Here is a 13,493-nt window from a genome sequence, read left to right on the forward strand (position 1 = left end):
ACGCCGATCTAGGAGCGCTCCCCATGCAACTCGATTCTCTGTTCAGCAAACCGTTGAAAAGTTTGAGCATCGCTGTCGCGCTGGCCCTGCTGCCGATGGCAGCCCACGCCGACCAGTTGGCCGACGTGAAAAAGGCCGGTGAGCTGGTGGTCGGTACGGAAATGCAGTTCGCGCCTTTCGACTTCCTCGAAGGCGGCAAACAGAAAGGCCTGAACGCCGAGCTGTTCGAAGAGCTGGGCAAGGAGCTGGGGGTCAAGGTCAAGTTCCTCGACCTGCCATGGCCGAGCGTGCTGCCGGGCCTTGAGGCGAAGAAATTCGACGTGGTCGCCGGGCCGATCATCGTCACCAAGGCGCGCAAGGAGCGCTACCACTTCGTCTCGCCGATTGCCGAGGCGACCGTGGCGCTGATGGTCAGCGCCAAGGACGACAGCATCAAGAAGCCTGAGGACATCGCCGGCAAGACCGTCGGTGCGGGCAAGGGCTCGGCGCAGCTGGAAGAGCTGAAGACCTTCGCAGCGACGCTGCCGGAGAAAGTCACTGTGCGCGAATACGTCGACAACAACCAGGCCTACGCGGACCTGGCGGCCAAGCGCATCGTCGCGGTGGCCAACTCGTTGCCGAACATTTCCTACGTCGCCGCGCAGAAGAGCAACCTCTACAAAGTGGTGCAGCCGCCGTTCGGCAAAAAATCCTACTTCGCCTACCTGGGCCGCAAGGATGCCGACGCCGACAGCCTGATCGCCGCGCTGGACGCCGCCGTGACCAAGATGCACGACGACGGCCGCCTCGCCGCCCTGCAGAAAAAATGGCTCGGCGCCGAAATGGACGTGCCAAAAGGGGATTTCGAGCCAACCTGGTAACACTGTAGGAGTGAGCTTGCTCGCGATGAGGACTGTCAGTCACCACGGTGGTGCCTGACCTGGCGCTATCGCGAGCAAGCTCACTCCTACAACTGGGGCGGCGCCGAAATGGCTGACACACCGCCCCCTCGTGGGAGGGAGCCCTGCTCGCGAATGCGTCAGGCCAGACGACACTGCATAACCTGGCACATCGCAATCGCGGGCAAGCGCGCTCCTACAGGTTCGGGGCGGCGCCAAAATGACTGGCACACCGCTCCCTCCCACAAACACTCAATTCAAGAAGGTGAATTCACACCGTGTTCGACTGGCCCTTGCTGCTGCAAAACGCCCCGCTGCTGCTCGACGCTTTGTGGGTGACGCTGGGCGTGTCCCTCGCCGCGCTGGCGATCGGCTTTGTCATCGGCGTGCTGGTGGGCAGTCTGCGTCTGTCGCCACTGCCGCTGCTGCGCCGTATCGGCGGTGCCTATGTGTTCGTGTTTCGCGGCATTCCGCTGCTGGTGCAATTGCTGTTCATCTATTACTTCCTGCCACGGGTCGGCCTGCCCAATGTCTCGCCCACCGTGGCAGCGGTCATCGGCCTGTCGCTGGCGGCCGGTGCCTATATCGCCGAAATCATGCGCGGCGGTTTTCTCGCCATTCCCGGTGGTCAGCTGGAAGCCGCCGGCCTGCTGGGCATGAGCGCCGGCCAGATGCTGCTGCGCATCCGCGTGCCCCAGGCCGTACGCCTGACCCTGCCGGCGCTGGTCAATGAAATGATCCTGCTGATCAAGGCCTCGTCGCTGGTGTCGGTGGTGGGCCTCGCCGACTTGACCCGCACCGCACAAAACATGGCCGCCAGCGACTACATGTTCGTGCAGGACTACCTGATGCTCGCGGCCTTCTACTGCCTGATCAACATTCCCCTGGCCTGGGCCGGCAGCCTGCTGGAACGCCGACTCAAGGAGCGTGGCGCATGACCTTCGACCCGAGCATCATCACCGGCCATCTCGGCGATATCGGCGCCGGTTTTCTGGTCACCCTCGGCACCTGGAGCAGCGGCGTGGTGCTGGGCATCGCCCTGGGTCTGCTGATCGCCGTGGCCCAGGTGTTCGGCAACAACCTGCTGCGCGCGCCGTTGCGAGTGTTCATCGAGCTGATCCGCAGCACGCCGTTTCTGGTGCAGCTGTTTCTGGTCTATTACGGCGGGCCATCGTTCGGTCTGAACCTCGACCCGGTTCCCGCCGGCATCATTGGCCTGGGGGTCTACGGCAGCGTGTATTTCGCGGAAATCTTCCGCTCCGGCTTCGAGTCGGTGGCCCGCGGCCAACTGGAAGCCGCCGACTGCCTGGGCATCACCCGCCTGCAATGCATATGGCGCATCCAGTTGCCACAGATGCTGGTGATCATCACCCCGGCGCTGGTCAACATGATCACCGTGCTGTGCAAGGAAACCGCCGTGCTGTCGATCATCACCATTCCCGAACTGACTCTGGTGCTGACCGGCATCGGCTCGGAAACCTTCGCCTTTGTCGAAACCCTGCTGATGCTGTGCATTGGCTACCTGATTCTGGTGGAGCTGTGCGCCCGGCTGGGCATGCTCCTGGAAACCCGTGTCGGCCGCTTCATGAACAGGCAACCACGATGAACAGTTTTCTGATTCCCGGCACCGCCGCGACCCCATCGGCACGCCCGCAACAAGGTGATTCCATGACGACTTCGGCCACAGTGCCCGGCGAAACGCCGACCATCCTGACGCTGGACAAGGTCGGCAAAAGCTTCGGCGACCTGCGCGTGCTCAAGGGCATCGACCTGCAAGTGCGGCGTTCGGAAGTGGTGTGCCTGATCGGTCCGTCCGGTTCGGGCAAAAGCACCCTGCTGCGCAGCATGGCCTTTCTTGAGGAATACGATGAAGGCCAGATCCGCATCGAAGGCCAGTTGCTCGGCTGGCAAGACACCGACAAGGGCCGGCGGCGCGCGCCGCAGTCGCAGATCAATCAGGTGCGGCGCAACGTCGGCATGGTCTTCCAGCAGTTCAATCTGTGGCCGCACATGACTGCCATCGGCAACGTCTGCGAAGCCCTGCGCCGGGTGCGCAAGCTGTCGGCGGAAGAAGCCGACAGGCGCGGCATGGCAATGCTCGACAAGGTCGGTCTGGCGCACAAGGCCAAGGCGTATCCGGCGCAGTTGTCCGGCGGCCAGCAGCAACGCGTGGCCATTGCCCGTGCGCTGGCGATGGAGCCGCACATCATGCTGTTCGACGAGCCGACCTCGGCCCTCGACCCGGAACTGGTCGGCGAGGTGTTGCAGGTGATGAAAACCCTGGCCAAGGAAGGCATGACCATGGTCGTGGTCACCCATGAAATGGGCTTCGCGGCGCAAGTGGCCGACTCGGTGATCTTTCTCGATCAGGGCGAAATCGTGGCGCGCGGCACGCCTCGGGAGATTTTCCACAACGCCAGCCAACCGCGCCTGCAACAGTTCCTGCAGAACTACCTGGATCGCAATGCGTTCTGGCAGGACGGCAAGCCGTAAGCAGGCATGAAGGCAAATACAGATCCTGTAGGAGTGAGCTTGCTCGCGATTGCGGAGTTTCAGACGTCCGAGAGGTGTCAGCCAGACAGCCATCGCGAGCAAGCTCACTCCTACAAAGGCATCAGGAGATCGTTGATGGACAAACCCACCCCGCAGGCCCGCTACCGTCAGGCGAAGGATTTCGTCCACGGCAAGCTGGCGTCCGGCGAATGGAAACCCGGCGACCTGATCCCCTCGGAAAACCGTCTGGTGCTTGAGCTGGGCATGTCGCGCATGACGGTCAACCGGGCGCTACGCGAATTGAGCGAAGAAGGCCGGCTGGTGCGGGTCTCCGGGGTCGGCACTTTCGTCGCGCAGAACAAGCCGCAATCGAATCTGCTGCAGATCACCAACATTGCCGATGAAATCCTCGCCCGAGGGCATCGTTACCATTGCCAGGTGCTGTCGCTGGCCCGGGAAGCGGCGTCGATGCCAATTGCCTCGGCGTTGTCGTTGCCGACCGGGGCGTCGGTGTATCACCTGCTGTGCGTGCATTTCGAGGAAGACGTGGCGGTGCAACTGGAGGACCGTTACGTCAACCCGCAGAGCGCCCCGGCGTTTCTCGATCAGCCGTTCGGTGATGATTTGCAGTCGGCGCGCTACCTGTTGCAGATCATCCAGCCCGACGAAATGGAGCACATCGTCGAAGCCAGCCACCCGTCGGCCGAAGAACGCAAGCACCTGCAGATCGAGGCCGAGGAGCCGTGTCTGGTGCTGATGCGGCGAACCTGGAACAGCGGCAACGTGGTCACTTATGTGCGCCTGATCCACCCCTCCTCCCGCTACCGCCTCGGCAGCCGCCTGCCGGTCAACGGTGCCCACCGCGACAGCTGAAGCGCACAACCGCTCGGCAGAATCATCGAACCCTGCCGCACCAACGCCCTCGAAACCGTAAGCCCCCCCCCGATCAGAGGTGCATATGGTTACCCAGGCAAACCGCAACGACCCGGCCCTCGATCCGCAAAAAACAAAAGAGCAAAAGGATCGTGAAATGGCCGACAACAGCTACACCCCCGACTTCAAGCCGGAAGAGCACGAGTCGCCGGACACCACCAAGGAAGAAAACCAGACCGGCGAGACGGACCGGGATATTGATACGGCAGGTGGATGATCCATCAGCACTAAAACGTCTGATGGGCGCAGTTTCCTGTGGGAGGGAGCCCTGCTCGCGAAGGCGGTGGGTCATTCAATACTGCGGTGTCTGACCCGACGCTTTCGCGACCCTCGTAACCTCGGATCCCTCCCACAACAGCTCTTGAACAGCTCTTGAACAGCTTTTGGCCAGCAAATCCGCATATGAGCCGGCAAGCGCCGAACGCTCAAGATCGTGGATTTGTCCATTGCATAGCCCCCTAATCAATAGGCACGATAACGCTTTCGTCTGCCCCTGCAGGCCTGCCTGAAGTTACCCCCGGAGCGTTATCGTTCATGGCTCAGCCCACCGTTCAGGATTCCCCGCGCGTCACCGATAAGCTCACCCCCCGCGAGTTTCGCGGCATGGTGGCGATTTTGCTGTCCATCGCCTTGGCCACCCTCGACACCGCCATCGCCAACACCGCACTGCCAGCCATCGCCGCCGACCTCAATGCCTCGCCCGCCGCTTCGGTGTGGATCATCAACGCCTATCAACTCGCTGCGGTCGCCACCCTGCTGCCGTTTGCTGCCTTGGGCGGCGTGCTCGGACAACGCAAGGTGTACCTCGGCGGGCTGATCCTGTTCGTGGTGTCGTCGGCGCTGTGTACCTTTTCCTGGTCGCTGCCAAGCCTGACCATCGCTCGCGTCCTGCAAGGCATCGGCGCCAGCGCGATCATGAGCGTCAACGCCGGTCTGATCAGCCTGATCTTCCCTCGTGAACGCCTCGGTCGCGGGCTGGGCATGAACGCGCTGGTGGTGGGCACATCGTTTTCCATCGGCCCGACCATCGCCTCGCTGGTGCTGTCGGTGGCGAACTGGCCATGGCTGTTCGCGATCAACCTGCCCATCGGCGTGTTCGCCCTGGTGTTCGCCTGGAACTCGCTGCCGGCCACCAAACCCGGCAGCCTGACCTTCGACCGCGTCACCGCGATTCTCAACGTCATCACCTTTGGCGCACTGATCTTCGCCCTGAGCCAGGCGGCGCAACTGGGCTCGATGAACAGCGTGTTGATCGCCCTGGCGGTGTTTCTGGTCGGTGGCGCCCTGATGCTCAAACGCGAGGCCGGCCATCCAGCGCCGATGTTTCCGCTGGACCTGCTCAAGCGCCCGATGTTCGCTCTGTCGGCACTGACCGCCTTCTGTTCGTTCGCCACCCAGGGCCTGGCCTTCGTTTCGCTGCCGTTCTTCTTTGAAACCACGCTGGGCCGCGACCCGGTGCAGACCGGCTTTCTGATGACCCCGTGGTCGGTGGTGGTGGCGATGATCGCACCGTTTGCCGGGCGCCTGTCGGACCGTTACCCACCGGGCCTGCTGGGCGGCATCGGTCTGGCGACACTGTGTTGCGGGATGATTTCCCTGGCGACCATGCCGGTCGACGCCAGCGTTTGGTCGATCGGCGCGCGGATGATCATCTGCGGCATCGGTTTCGGTTTCTTCCAGGCGCCCAACCAGAAAGCCCTGATGACCAGTGCCCCGAAGGAACGCGCCAGCGGTGCCAGCGGCACGGTCGCCACCGCACGGTTGATCGGTCAGGCCACCGGCGCGGCATTGGTGGCGTTGAGCTTCGGCATCAGCAGCACCCACGGCCCGGTGCTGGCGTTGAGCATCGGCGCCGGTTTCGCGGCGGTGGGCGCGGTCGCCAGCGGCTTGCGCCTGGTCACCCGCAACACCGCCAACGCCAAGGCCTGAAACCCTGCCCTGCGGCAGGATCAGGCAAGCATGCGGCAGGACTGCACGTTCGCAGCGCCCGCCGGTGGCTTCTATCATGGGGGACTCATGCCTACGCACATCCCCCTGAAGAGGAAGCATCCCTATGAAGACCCTGTTCATCACAGGCGTCAGCAGCGGTTTCGGCAAGGCTCTGGCGCAACAGGCGCTGGCGGCGGGACACACGGTCATCGGCACGTTGCGTGATCGTCAGGCACTGGAGGCATTCGAAGCCCTGGGACCACGCGCCCACGGCGTGCTACTGGATGTCACCGACTTTGCCGCCATCGACAGCGTGATCGACGACGCCGACACCGCGTTCGGCCCGGTGGACGTGTTGGTCAACAACGCCGGTTACGGCCACGAAGGCATTCTGGAAGAGTCGTCGCTGGACGAGCTGCGCCGTCAGTTCGACGTCAACGTATTCGGCGCGGCGGCGGTCACCAAAGCTTTTGTGCCGCTGTTTCGTCAGCGCCGTCGCGGCCACATCATCAACATCACCTCCATGGGCGGCCACATCACCTTCCCCGGCATTGCCTGGTACTGCGGCAGCAAGTTCGCCCTGGAAGGCATTTCCGAAGTGCTGGGCAAAGAGCTGAAGCCGTTCGGCGTGCATGTCACGGCGGTGGCACCGGGCTCGTTCCGCACCGACTGGGCAGGCCGTTCGATGCAACGCTCGCCCCGGCAGATCGCCGATTACAACGAACTGTTCGACCCGATCCGCAAGGCGCGGGAAGAACGCAGCGGCAAGCAGCCCGGCGACCCGCTGAAAGCGGCCGACGCCATGCTCAAACTGATCGACAGCGAACACCCGCCAGCGCACCTGTTGCTCGGCAGCGATGCCTTGAAACTGGTGCGCGACAAGCTGGCGCAACTGGAAGCAGAAATCGCCGCCTGGGAAGAAGTTTCCCGCTCCACCGACGGCTGAAAAGGCTCAGACGCCGCTACGGCTGAAGATACGGATCACCTCATCGAGGTGCCCGGCCATCGCCAGCCGTGCGGCGTCGGCGTCACGGTTTTCCAGTGCCTGCAGAATCAGGCGGTGCTCATGTTCGGAGCGGAACGGCATGTCGTCCGAGGTGTAATGCGCCTGCAAACGCTGGAACATGCTGCCGTACTGATGACCCAGCAGGTGCTGGATCATCAGCGCATACGCCGGGTTGCCCGACGCCTGGGCGATGCGGATATGGAACAGACGGTCGCCGGGATGGGTGTGCGAATGCTCGCGGTTGTCGCGGGCGTTGCGCTCGAACGCTTCGCGGATCATTTCCAGCTCGTCATCACTGGCGTTCTGAGCGGCCAGCGCGGCGGTTTCCGGCTCGATCAGACGCCGAGCCTGCAACAGCGCAAACGGCGGAATCTCAGCACTGAAATCCACCTCGATACCCAGCTCGGGATCGAGATCCTTCCATTGGTCACGGGTCGCCTGGGTCATCACCGGCTCGTCGGAAAGCATCTGTACCGGCGGCTCACAGACCAGCACGCCATTGCCGACGCGCACATCGACCAGGCCGATCACTTCCAGCGCAATCATTGCCTCACGCACCGAAGCGCGGCTGACGCCGAGCAATTTGGCCAGCTCACGCTCGGCCGGCAGACGGCTGCCCGGTGGAAATTCGCCACTGTCGATCAAGGCCCGTAGCTGGTCAGCGATCTGGCGATAAAGCCTTTGGTTATCAATAAGTTGGATTGGCATCAGCGGTCAGCTCGAAAATTCCGAAGGCACTCATGACGAAAAATGACCTTGTTGAGGTCCACGACAAGTGCTACAAACAGGACCAATGGCCTGACCATTGGATCGCTGCAATGCACGGATCATAGCAAACCTCTCGGGGTTACACCTGTGTCTGCCGACATTTACTGCGCTTTCAATGGCCTGACCATTGGACCAGACGCCAAGCGTCGTCTTCACAATAAAAACAAGGGATTCATCAATGGACCTCACCGGTAAGCGAGTGCTCATCACCGCCGCCGCCCAGGGCATCGGTCAAGCCAGTGTCGAGGCTTTCCTGAAGGCCGGCGCGGAAGTTTTTGCCGTGGACATCAACGGTGCTGCGCTGGATGCCCTGCACGGCGTACACAAGCATGTGCTGGATGTCACCGACCATGGCGCCATCGAGCGGCTGGCAGCTGAAATCGGCGCGCTGGACGTGCTGTTCAACTGCGCAGGCGTGGTGCATGCCGGCAACATTCTCGATTGCTCCGACAAGGACTGGGATTTCGCTTTCAGCCTCAACGTCACCGCCATGTACAAGATGATCCGCGCCTTCCTGCCAGCCATGCTGGCCAACGGCGGCGGCTCGATCATCAACATGTCGTCGGTGGCTTCGGCCATCAAGGGCGTCCCCAACCGCTTCGCCTATTGCGCCAGCAAGGCGGCGGTGATCGGCATCACCCGCTCGGTGGCGGCCGACTTCGTCGGTCAGAACATCCGCTGCAACTGCATCTGCCCCGGCACCGTCGAATCACCGTCGTTGCGCCAGCGCGTCGCCGAACAGGCTGCCCGCGAGCACCGCGACGAAGCCGAAGTCTACGCCGCCTTCGAAGCCCGTCAGCCCATGGGCCGTCTGGGCTCCCCCGAAGAAATCGCACAATTGGCGCTGTACCTCGGCTCCCCGGCCAGCGGCTTTACCACCGGCACGGCACAGATCATTGATGGCGGCTGGAGTAACTGATCGCTTCGAGCGGCCACACATCCCTTTACTCATTTCAACGAGGAAACCCCATGAAACTGCTGCGTTACGGTGAACCCGGCCACGAACAACCGGCCCTGCTCGACGACCACGGTGGCATCCGCGACCTGTCGGAATTCATCGACGACGTTGCCGGTGCCGCCCTGAGCCCGGACAGCCTGAACTCGCTCAAGGCGCTGGACCCGCTGAGCCTGCCACTGGTCAAAGGCAATCCACGTATCGGTCCGTGTGTCGGCGCAGTCGGCAAGTTCATCTGCATCGGCCTCAACTACGCCGACCATGCCGCCGAAACCGGCGCGCCGATTCCTGCCGAGCCGATCATTTTCAACAAGTGGACCAGCGCCATCGTCGGCCCCAACGACAACGTGGAAATCCCGCGCCATTCGACCAAGACCGACTGGGAAGTCGAACTGGGCGTGGTGATCGGCAAGGGCGGCCGCTATATCGACGAAGCCGATGCACTGGAACACGTCGCCGGCTACTGCGTGATCAACGACGTCTCCGAGCGTGAATTCCAGCTCGAACGCGGCGGTACCTGGGACAAGGGCAAAGGCTGCGACACCTTCGGTCCGATGGGGCCGTGGCTGGTCACCAAAGACGAAATCGCCGACCCGCACCAGCTCAACCTGTGGCTGGAAGTCGACGGCAAGCGATATCAGAACGGCAACACCCGCACCATGATTTTCCAGATCCCCAAACTGATCAGCTACCTCAGCCAGTTCATGAGCCTGCAACCAGGCGACGTGATTTCCACCGGCACACCGCCGGGCGTGGGTCTGGGCATCAAGCCGGAACCGGTGTTCCTGCGTGCCGGCCAGCGCATGCGCCTGAGCATCGAAGGCCTGGGCGTACAGGAACAACTGACCGTCGACGCCTGACACCGCCCCCCGTAGGAGCGCGCTTGCCCGCGATTGCGTCGTGCCAATCGATACATCCATGGCTGACGCACCACAATCGCGGGCAAACGAAGGCCTACAGGTTCTGCAAGCTGATAACAATTCCAAAGGGAGCTGCCATGACCACCATCACCGCCCTGCGCGTTGAAGACATCCGCTTTCCCACGTCGCAGTCGCTGGACGGCTCCGACGCGATGAACCCCGATCCGGACTACTCGGCGGCCTATGTCATTCTGGAAACCGACCACCCCACCCTGCAGGGCCACGGCCTGACGTTCACCATCGGTCGTGGTAACGAAATCTGCTGCGCGGCGATCAACGCTCTGGCCGGCGTGGTCGTCGGCCTCAAGCTGGAGTGGATCGCCGAAGACATGGGCCGCTTCTGGCGTCACGTCACCAGTGACAGCCAGTTGCGCTGGATCGGTCCGGACAAGGGCGCCATTCACCTGGCCACCGGCGCGGTGGTCAACGCCGCGTGGGACCTGTGGGCCAAGTCCGCCGGCAAGCCGGTGTGGAAACTGGTGGCCGACATGAGCCCGGAAGAACTGGTGCGCTGCATCGACTTCCGCTACATCACCGACTGCATCACCCCGGACGAAGCCCTGAGCCTGTTGCGTGATCGCGCCAAAGGCAAGGCCGAACGCCTGCAACATCTCGAAGCCGAAGGCTACCCCTGCTACACCACGTCCGCCGGCTGGCTCGGCTACCCGGACGACAAACTGCGCCGCCTGTGCCAGGAAGCGGTCGACGGCGGCTTCTCCCATATCAAGCTGAAAGTCGGCCGCGACCTGCAGGACGACATCCGCCGTGTGCGCATCGCCCGCGAAGTGCTCGGCCCGGACCGTCAGTTGATGATCGACGCCAATCAGGTCTGGGAAGTCAACGCTGCCATCGACTGGGTGCGCGAACTATCATTCGCCAAGCCGTGGTTCATCGAAGAGCCGACCAGCCCGGACGACATCGAAGGCCATCGCAAGATCCGCCTCGGCGTCTCCCCGGTGAAAGTGGCGACCGGGGAGATGTGCCAGAACCGCATCATCTTCAAGCAACTGATCATGCGCGAAGCCATCGACGTGGTGCAGATCGACGCCTGCCGTCTGGGCGGTGTCAACGAAGTGCTGGCGGTGATGTTGATGGCGGCCAAATACAACCTGCCGGTTTGCCCGCATGCCGGCGGCGTCGGTCTGTGCGAGTACGTGCAGCACCTGTCGATGATCGACTACCTGTGCATCGCCGGCACCCATGAAGGCCGCGTGGTGGAGTTCGTCGATCATCTGCACGAACACTTCGAAGATCCCTGCGTGATTCGCGATGCGGCCTACATGCCGCCGCAGGCGCCCGGGTTCTCGATCCAGATGAAGGAGGCCTCACGTCGGCAGTACGCTCATCACGGCTGATCGCCAACAGATTTTGTGGCGCTCACCGACCACGCGACAAACACAGAACCTGTGGGGGCTGGTTTGCCTGCGAAGGCGACGTGTCGGGGACATCGATGTCGTTTGACCCAACGCATTCCCGGGCAAGCTCGCTCCCACAGATGTGGCTCTGCCCCGTAGCAGTCCGGCTTGCCGGCAGTAGCGATCTCGAGGGCGCTGCTGCCGGCAAGCCGGACTGCACGGGTTTACTGACAACGGACGGAGTACAACAACAATGTCGTCCCAAGACACAAGGAATCCAGTGTCCGCCTTGCGGCTGGATGCCCATCAGCATTTCTGGCGGTACCGTGCGCAGGACTACCCGTGGGTCGATGATCGTCACGCTGCCCTGCGCCGCGACTTCATGCCCGATGACCTCAAGCCCGTGCTCGATCAGCACGGCATCGCCGGTTGCATTGCGGTGCAGGCCCGGCACAGTGTGGAAGAAACCGATGCGCTGCTGACGCTGGCCCGTGATTACCCGTGGATCGTCGGCGTGGTCGGCTGGGTCGACTTGCGCGCCAATGACCTGACGCAGCAACTGGCCACCTGGTCCGGCAACACACGGTTACGAGGCTTTCGTCATCAGATCCAGGACGAACCTTCGCCCTCGGCCTTCATGCAGGACCCGGCGTTCAACCGTGGCGTCGCCCGGCTGCAATCACTCGGCCTGACGTATGACGTGCTGATCAAGGAAGCCGACCTGCCTGCAGCCACCGACTTCTGTCAGCGCCACGACCATCATCACCTGATTCTCGATCATCTCGGCAAACCCGACCTGTCCCGCCAGGACTCGCTGGCCTGGGCCGAACGTCTGGCACCGCTGGCCGCCCTGCCCCATGTCAGTTGCAAGCTGTCCGGCCTGATCACCGAGGCCGACTGGACACACTGGCAACCCGTCGAGTTGCTGCCGTACTTCCATCTCGCCCTTGAACTGTTCGGCCCGCAGCGGCTGATGTTCGGCTCCGACTGGCCGGTGTGTCAGCTTGCCGGGCGTTACGCCGACGTCCATCACCTGTTCGAAACCGCCCTTGAGCAATTGTCTGCCGATGAACAGGCAGCGATTCGCGGCGGCACCGCCATTCGCCTTTATGGCCTCGAAGGAAACCTGCCATGAATCTGTACCTGCAAGACAAAGTCATCATTGTCACCGGCGGCGGCTCCGGCATCGGCGCTGCGATTTCGCTGGGCCTCGCCGAAGAGGGCGCGATCCCGGTGATCCTCGCCAACCAGCCGCTGCCCGTCGAACTGGCCGCCGAGCTGGACCGTCGCCAACCGCAAAGTCTGTTCATTCAGGTCGAACTGCGTGACGAGGCGCAATGCCAGGTCGCGGTGACCTCCGTGCTGCAACGTTTCGGACGCATCGACGGCTTGGTCAACAACGCCGGGGTCAACGACAACGTCGGTCTCGATGCCGGACGCAGCGCTTTTATCGAGTCGCTGGAAAAGAACCTGATCCACTACTACCTGATGACCCACTTGTGCGTCGACGCGCTGAAAGCCAGCCGGGGCGCCATCGTCAATATCGGTTCGAAAACCGCCCTCACCGGTCAAGGTGGCACCAGCGGCTACACCGCCGCCAAGGGCGCGCAACTGTCGTTGACCCGCGAGTGGGCGGCGTCGCTGCTCGATGACGGCGTGCGGGTCAACGCGGTGATTCCGGCCGAGGTCATGACGCCGCTGTACGAGCGCTGGATCGCCAGCTTCGACGACCCGCAGGCCAAGCTGGCGAAAATCGTCGAGAAGATTCCCCTCGGCCAGCGCATGACCACCCCGACCGAAATCGCCGACAGCGTGCTGTTCCTGTTGTCTTCCCGCGCCTCGCACACCACCGGGCAATGGCTGGTGGTCGATGGCGGCTACACCCACCTCGACCGGGCACTGACATGAGCGGCGGGCGCTATTGCATGGCGCTGGATCTGCAGGATGACCCGACGCTGATCGCCGAATACCAGCGCCTGCACCAACGCATCTGGCCGGAGATCGCCAGCCACCTGCGCAGCCAGGGTGTGCAGGACATGCAGATCTGGCGACTGGGCACGCGGCTGTTCATGGTCATGAACACCGCACCGGGCTTCAGTTTCGAGGCGATGGACGCCGCATCGGCAGACAACCCGCGCGTGCAGGAGTGGGAGGCGTTGATGTGGCGCTTCCAGAAGCCTACGCCGTGGACCACACCGGGCGGCAAATGGCAGCCCATGGAGCAGATTTTCAGCCTGGTGGATCAGCCGTACTGAT

The 13,493-nt window shown here is 62.9% G+C and carries 15 protein-coding genes; 14 read left to right on the plus strand and 1 reads right to left on the minus strand.

Features of this window, described 5'->3' with window-relative positions; genetic code table 11:
- Positions 1 to 23: 23 nt before the first annotated feature.
- The 8 genes from ACIPL0_RS10905 (at position 24) to ACIPL0_RS10940 (ending at position 7,179) form a co-directional block, all read left to right on the plus strand.
- Entirely contained in the window at positions 24 to 860 is an 837-nt protein-coding gene (locus ACIPL0_RS10905) for a transporter substrate-binding domain-containing protein (protein WP_400596651.1), read from the plus strand.
- A gap of 296 nt (positions 861 to 1,156) precedes the next feature.
- Entirely contained in the window at positions 1,157 to 1,816 is a 660-nt protein-coding gene (locus ACIPL0_RS10910; protein ID WP_400596652.1) for an amino acid ABC transporter permease, read from the plus strand.
- Positions 1,813 to 2,484: an amino acid ABC transporter permease gene (locus ACIPL0_RS10915; protein ID WP_400596653.1), complete on the plus strand. Its 672-nt coding sequence runs from the start codon at positions 1,813 to 1,815 to the stop codon at positions 2,482 to 2,484. Before ACIPL0_RS10910 ends, ACIPL0_RS10915 begins: the two co-directional genes overlap by 4 nt.
- A gap of 62 nt (positions 2,485 to 2,546) precedes the next feature.
- Positions 2,547 to 3,371, plus strand: coding sequence for an amino acid ABC transporter ATP-binding protein (locus tag ACIPL0_RS10920; RefSeq protein ID WP_400596865.1), 825 nt, complete (start codon positions 2,547 to 2,549; stop codon positions 3,369 to 3,371).
- A 135-nt stretch (positions 3,372 to 3,506) separates the two neighbouring features.
- Complete coding sequence (hutC, locus tag ACIPL0_RS10925) at positions 3,507 to 4,244, plus strand: histidine utilization repressor (protein WP_400596654.1); 738 nt, start codon at positions 3,507 to 3,509, stop codon at positions 4,242 to 4,244.
- A gap of 85 nt (positions 4,245 to 4,329) precedes the next feature.
- Positions 4,330 to 4,521 (plus strand): hypothetical protein, encoded by a 192-nt coding sequence (locus tag ACIPL0_RS10930; protein WP_400596655.1) that lies wholly within the window; start codon positions 4,330 to 4,332, stop codon positions 4,519 to 4,521.
- 386 nt (positions 4,522 to 4,907) lie between these two features.
- Positions 4,908 to 6,233: an MFS transporter gene (locus tag ACIPL0_RS10935; protein WP_400596866.1), complete on the plus strand. Its 1,326-nt coding sequence runs from the start codon at positions 4,908 to 4,910 to the stop codon at positions 6,231 to 6,233.
- A gap of 124 nt (positions 6,234 to 6,357) precedes the next feature.
- Positions 6,358 to 7,179 (plus strand): oxidoreductase, encoded by an 822-nt coding sequence (locus ACIPL0_RS10940; protein ID WP_400596656.1) that lies wholly within the window; start codon positions 6,358 to 6,360, stop codon positions 7,177 to 7,179.
- A gap of 6 nt (positions 7,180 to 7,185) precedes the next feature.
- Here ACIPL0_RS10940 and ACIPL0_RS10945 read toward each other — a convergent pair whose 3' ends face one another.
- Positions 7,186 to 7,947, minus strand: coding sequence for a FadR/GntR family transcriptional regulator (locus tag ACIPL0_RS10945; RefSeq protein ID WP_400596657.1), 762 nt, complete (start codon positions 7,945 to 7,947; stop codon positions 7,186 to 7,188).
- A 238-nt stretch (positions 7,948 to 8,185) separates the two neighbouring features.
- On the opposite strand from ACIPL0_RS10945, the gene ACIPL0_RS10950 reads away from it, so the two are divergent.
- The 6 genes from ACIPL0_RS10950 (at position 8,186) to ACIPL0_RS10975 (ending at position 13,492) form a co-directional block, all read left to right on the plus strand.
- Positions 8,186 to 8,926 carry an SDR family oxidoreductase gene (locus ACIPL0_RS10950; RefSeq protein WP_400596658.1) on the plus strand — a complete coding sequence of 247 codons (741 nt, stop codon included), beginning with the start codon at positions 8,186 to 8,188 and terminating at the stop codon, positions 8,924 to 8,926.
- A gap of 50 nt (positions 8,927 to 8,976) precedes the next feature.
- Positions 8,977 to 9,822, plus strand: coding sequence for a fumarylacetoacetate hydrolase family protein (locus ACIPL0_RS10955; RefSeq protein ID WP_400596659.1), 846 nt, complete (start codon positions 8,977 to 8,979; stop codon positions 9,820 to 9,822).
- A 137-nt stretch (positions 9,823 to 9,959) separates the two neighbouring features.
- The gene (locus tag ACIPL0_RS10960) at positions 9,960 to 11,237 is read left to right on the plus strand and encodes an L-fuconate dehydratase (protein ID WP_400596660.1); all 1,278 of its coding nucleotides are present in this window, start codon (positions 9,960 to 9,962) and stop codon (positions 11,235 to 11,237) included.
- Between the two features lie 280 nt (positions 11,238 to 11,517).
- Positions 11,518 to 12,372, plus strand: coding sequence for an amidohydrolase family protein (locus ACIPL0_RS10965; protein WP_400596661.1), 855 nt, complete (start codon positions 11,518 to 11,520; stop codon positions 12,370 to 12,372).
- Complete coding sequence (locus tag ACIPL0_RS10970) at positions 12,369 to 13,145, plus strand: SDR family oxidoreductase (protein ID WP_400596663.1); 777 nt, start codon at positions 12,369 to 12,371, stop codon at positions 13,143 to 13,145. Before ACIPL0_RS10965 ends, ACIPL0_RS10970 begins: the two co-directional genes overlap by 4 nt.
- A complete protein-coding gene (locus tag ACIPL0_RS10975; protein ID WP_400596664.1) occupies positions 13,142 to 13,492 on the plus strand; it encodes an L-rhamnose mutarotase in 351 nt (116 codons plus the stop codon). The genes ACIPL0_RS10970 and ACIPL0_RS10975 overlap by 4 nt, the downstream gene beginning before the upstream one ends.
- Position 13,493 lies beyond the last annotated feature (1 nt).

The organism is Pseudomonas sp. NPDC090208, assembly GCF_044746785.1.
GTDB lineage: Bacteria > Pseudomonadota > Gammaproteobacteria > Pseudomonadales > Pseudomonadaceae > Aquipseudomonas.

Bases quoted from the DNA above. Each gene is read 5' to 3' on its own strand.
- ACIPL0_RS10905 (WP_400596651.1), top strand. From the start codon at position 24: ATGCAACTCGATTCTCTGTTCAGCAAACCGTTGAAAAGTTTGAGCATC.
- ACIPL0_RS10915 (WP_400596653.1), top strand. From the start codon at position 1,813: ATGACCTTCGACCCGAGCATCATCACCGGCCATCTCGGCGATATCGGC.
- ACIPL0_RS10920 (WP_400596865.1), top strand. From the start codon at position 2,547: ATGACGACTTCGGCCACAGTGCCCGGCGAAACGCCGACCATCCTGACG.
- hutC (WP_400596654.1), top strand. From the start codon at position 3,507: ATGGACAAACCCACCCCGCAGGCCCGCTACCGTCAGGCGAAGGATTTC.
- ACIPL0_RS10930 (WP_400596655.1), top strand. From the start codon at position 4,330: ATGGTTACCCAGGCAAACCGCAACGACCCGGCCCTCGATCCGCAAAAA.
- ACIPL0_RS10935 (WP_400596866.1), top strand. From the start codon at position 4,908: ATGGTGGCGATTTTGCTGTCCATCGCCTTGGCCACCCTCGACACCGCC.
- ACIPL0_RS10940 (WP_400596656.1), top strand. From the start codon at position 6,358: ATGAAGACCCTGTTCATCACAGGCGTCAGCAGCGGTTTCGGCAAGGCT.
- ACIPL0_RS10945 (WP_400596657.1), bottom strand. From the start codon at position 7,947: ATGCCAATCCAACTTATTGATAACCAAAGGCTTTATCGCCAGATCGCT.
- ACIPL0_RS10950 (WP_400596658.1), top strand. From the start codon at position 8,186: ATGGACCTCACCGGTAAGCGAGTGCTCATCACCGCCGCCGCCCAGGGC.
- ACIPL0_RS10955 (WP_400596659.1), top strand. From the start codon at position 8,977: ATGAAACTGCTGCGTTACGGTGAACCCGGCCACGAACAACCGGCCCTG.
- ACIPL0_RS10960 (WP_400596660.1), top strand. From the start codon at position 9,960: ATGACCACCATCACCGCCCTGCGCGTTGAAGACATCCGCTTTCCCACG.
- ACIPL0_RS10970 (WP_400596663.1), top strand. From the start codon at position 12,369: ATGAATCTGTACCTGCAAGACAAAGTCATCATTGTCACCGGCGGCGGC.
- ACIPL0_RS10975 (WP_400596664.1), top strand. From the start codon at position 13,142: ATGAGCGGCGGGCGCTATTGCATGGCGCTGGATCTGCAGGATGACCCG.